The organism is Ottowia sp. (assembly GCF_035444425.1).
In the GTDB taxonomy this organism is placed as follows: Bacteria; Pseudomonadota; Gammaproteobacteria; order Burkholderiales; family Burkholderiaceae_C; genus Ottowia.
In genome coordinates this window covers 54907-58332 of the sequence record NZ_DAOMOQ010000022.1, presented here as the reverse complement: position 1 = coordinate 58332, position 3426 = coordinate 54907, and the positions used below count along the sequence as shown (strand labels likewise).

Below are 3426 nucleotides of genomic sequence, written 5' to 3'. Positions count from 1 at the left end.
AGCTTGGCCCTGGCGGCGCCGGTCTCGATCGCCGCCCGCGCGCGGTCGATGCCGGCCTTCATGGTGGACGCCACGCCAGCCGCGTACAGCACCACGCCGGCATTCATGATGACGATGTTCTTGGCCGGCCCGTCCTGGTTGTCGAGCACGCCGCGCAGCATGGCCAACGACTCCTCGGGCGTGGCCACCTTGAGGCTGCGGTTGCTCTGCATCTGCATGCCGAAGTCCTCGGGGTGAATGTCGTACTCGCTGATCTCACCGTCCTTAAGCTCGCCCACCATGGTGGCGGCACCCAGGCTGACCTCGTCCATGCCGTCGCGGCCGTAGACCACCAGCGCATGCTCGGCGCCCAGGCGCTGCAGCGCGCGCACCTGGATGCCGACCAGGTCGGGGTGGAACACGCCCATCACGATGTTGGGCGCGCCAGCCGGGTTGGTGAGCGGCCCCAGGATGTTGAAGAAGGTCTTGACGCCCATCTCCTTGCGCACCGGCGCCACGTTCTTCATCGCCGGATGGTGGTTGGGCGCGAACATGAAGCCGACGCCGGTCTCGGCGACGCTGCGTGCGATCTGCTCGGGCTGGAGGTTGATGTTCATGCCCAGCGCCTCCAGCACGTCGGCGCTGCCGCTCTTGCTCGACACGCTGCGCCCGCCGTGCTTGGCCACGCGCGCACCGGCGGCAGCGGCGACGAACATCGAGCAGGTGCTGATGTTGAAGGTGTGCGAGCCGTCGCCGCCGGTGCCCACCACGTCGACCAGGTGCCGGGTGTCGGCCACCTGCACCTTGTTCGACAGCTCGCGCATCACCTGCGCGGCGGCGGTGATCTCGCCGATGGTTTCCTTCTTCACGCGCAGGCCGGTGGTGATGGCCGCCACCATCAGCGGCGAGATCTCGCCGCGCATGATCATGCGCATCAGGTCCAGCATCTCGTCGTGGAAGATCTCGCGGTGTTCGATGGTGCGCTGCAGCGCCTCCTGGGGGGTGATGGGCATGTAAAGCTCGCTTGGAAGAAATTGGAAGGAAGAACGAAACCGGTCAGCGGCCGGCCGGGGAGTCGGTGAAGGCCAGCCTGACGCCGAAGGCCACGAACACGCCGCCCGCCACGCCGTCCAGCCAGCGCAGCACGCGCTGCAGCGCCCCGGCCCGGCGCGCGGCCCAGCTGGCCGCCAGCGCCCAACCGATGCACACCACCAGGCTGCCGGCGGTGAACAGCAGGCCCAGCGCCAGGAACACCCAGCCTGCGTTCGCAGTACCCGGCGCGATGAACTGCGGCACGAAGGCGAGGAAGAACAGGGCCACCTTGGGGTTCAGCACGTTGGTCAGGAAGCCGCTGCGGAATACGGCGGACAGCGGCAACTCCGAGCCCGTGCCGCAGCCGGCACCGGCCGCGCCGGCACCGACTGCCACCGCCCTGGAAGCATGTCCCATCAAGGCCGAGCGCAGCATCTGCGCGCCCACCCACACCAGGTACAACGCGCCGAGCCACTTCAGCACCGAGAACGCCGTGCTGCTGGCCGCCAGCAGGGCCGACACCCCCAGCGCCGCAGCCGCCACATGCACCAGGCAGCCGGCAGAGATGCCCAGCGCGGCAGCCACGCCGGCCCGCGCACCGGCGCGCACGGCGTTGGCGACGATCAGCATCACGTCGGGGTCGGGTGTCAGGTTCAGCACCAGGCCGGCAGCGAGGAACAGCAGCAGCTGATGGAGGTCGGGCATCGTGGGCAGCTCGCGTGGTCTCTCGATGGCCGTGCTCAGTAGGGTCCCGACGCCGCGCCCGTCGCGTCTTTCAACCCTTCCGGCTGACCGAAGAACGCGCGCACTGCCGCCACGGTGCGGTCGATGCCGGCGGCATCGACGTCCAGATGGGTGACGAAACGCAGGCCGATCAGCCCGGTGGCCAGGATGTTCTGCGCCTGCAGATGCTCCAGCAGCGCCGGGGCGCGGTCACCGGCGACGTCGGCGAAGACGATGTTGGTCGCGGCCGAGCGCACGCTGATGCCTTCGATGCCGCTCAACCCCTTGGCCAGCCGCTCGGCCAGCGCATGGTCGTCGGCCAGGCGCTCGACATGGTGATCCAGCGCATGCAGGGCGGCGGCGGCCAGCAGGCCGGCCTGGCGCATCGCGCCACCGGCCATCTTGCGGATGCGGCGCGCGCGGGCGATCAGCTCGTGCGAACCGCACAGCGCCGAACCGATCGGTGCGCCCAGGCCCTTGCTGAAGCAGACCGAGACACTGTCGAACAGGCCGGTGATCTGCGCCACCCGCTCCAGTACATCCTGTCCCGGTGCGGTCGACGCGACGGCGGCATTGAACAGGCGCGCGCCATCCAGGTGCGTGGCCAGGCCGCGCTCACGCGCCAGGTCGGTGGCCGCGCGCAGGTAGTCGTCCGGCATCAGCTGGCCGTTCCAGGTGTTCTCCAGGCACAGCAGGCGCGTGCGGGCGAAGTGCGGATCGTCGGGCTTGATGGCGGCGGCGATGTCGGTCAGGCTCATGCGACCGGTGGCATCCTGCACCAGCGGCTGCGGCTGCACGCCGCCCATCACCGCCGCGCCGCCGCCCTCGTAGCGGTAGGTGTGCGCGAGCTGGCCAACGATGTACTCGTCGCCGCGCCCGCAGTGCGCCAGGATGCCGCAGAAGTTGCTCTGCGTGCCCGAGGGCATGAACAGCGCTGCCTGCTTGCCGGTGATGGCGGCGATGCGCGCCTGCAGCGCATTCACGGTCGGGTCGTCGCCGAACACGTCGTCGCCCAGCTCGGCGGCTATCATTGCGGCGCGCATGGCCGGCGTCGGGCGCGTGACGGTGTCGCTGCGCAGGTCGACCAGGGGCTGCTGTGACGGGCTCATCATGGCTCCAGGAAGTTCGCCAGCATCGCGTGCCCATGCTCGGTCAGGATGCTTTCGGGGTGGAACTGCACGCCTTCGATGCGCACCACGTGGTCGTAGCCGGTGTGGCGCACGCCCTGGATCTCGCCGTCCTCGCTGGTGGCGGTGATCTCCAGTTCGGGCGGGCAGCTTGCGCGGTCGATCACCAGCGAGTGGTAGCGGTTGACCGTAAACTGCTTCGGCAGCCCGGCAAACACGCCCTGCTGCGTGGTGGTGATGACGCTGGTCTTGCCGTGCATCTGCGCCTTGGCGCGCACGATGTCGCCGCCGAAGGCCGCGCCGATGGCCTGGTGGCCCAGGCACACGCCCAGGATCGGCAGCTTGCCGGCGAAGTGCCGGATCGCGGCGACCGACACGCCGGCCTCGGCGGGCGAGCACGGCCCCGGGCTGATGCATAGGCGCTCGAATTCACCGCGCTGGAACATGGCGTCGAGCTCATCGAGCGTCACCTCGTCGTTGCGCCGCACCGTGACCTCGGCGCCCAGCTCGCCGAAGTACTGCACGATGTTGTAGGTGAAGCTGTCGTAGTTGTCGATCATGAGCA

At 69.4% G+C, this 3426-nt stretch carries 4 protein-coding genes; all 4 read right to left on the bottom strand.

Annotated features, from left to right (window positions below):
* Nucleotides 1–992: anthranilate phosphoribosyltransferase (gene trpD, locus PK606_RS10240; protein ID WP_324563504.1), on the bottom strand; the 992-nt coding region annotated here is incomplete at its 3' end.
* 43 nt (nucleotides 993–1035) lie between these two features.
* On the bottom strand, nucleotides 1036–1716 hold the full coding sequence (locus PK606_RS10235) for a LysE family translocator (RefSeq protein WP_324563502.1): 681 nt from the start codon (nucleotides 1714–1716) through the stop codon (nucleotides 1036–1038).
* A gap of 35 nt (nucleotides 1717–1751) precedes the next feature.
* Complete coding sequence (gene ltaE, locus PK606_RS10230; protein WP_502920827.1) at nucleotides 1752–2846, bottom strand: low-specificity L-threonine aldolase; 1095 nt, start codon at nucleotides 2844–2846, stop codon at nucleotides 1752–1754.
* The coding region (locus PK606_RS10225) for an anthranilate synthase component II (protein ID WP_324563497.1) at nucleotides 2843–3426 on the bottom strand (584 nt) is incomplete at its 5' end. The genes ltaE and PK606_RS10225, both read right to left, overlap by 4 nt.

Excerpts from the sequence above, each read along its gene's own strand:
- ltaE (WP_502920827.1), bottom strand. The coding sequence starts at position 2,846 with ATGATGAGCCCGTCACAGCAGCCCCTGGTCGACCTGCGCAGCGACACC.
- PK606_RS10235 (WP_324563502.1), bottom strand. The coding sequence starts at position 1,716 with ATGCCCGACCTCCATCAGCTGCTGCTGTTCCTCGCTGCCGGCCTGGTG.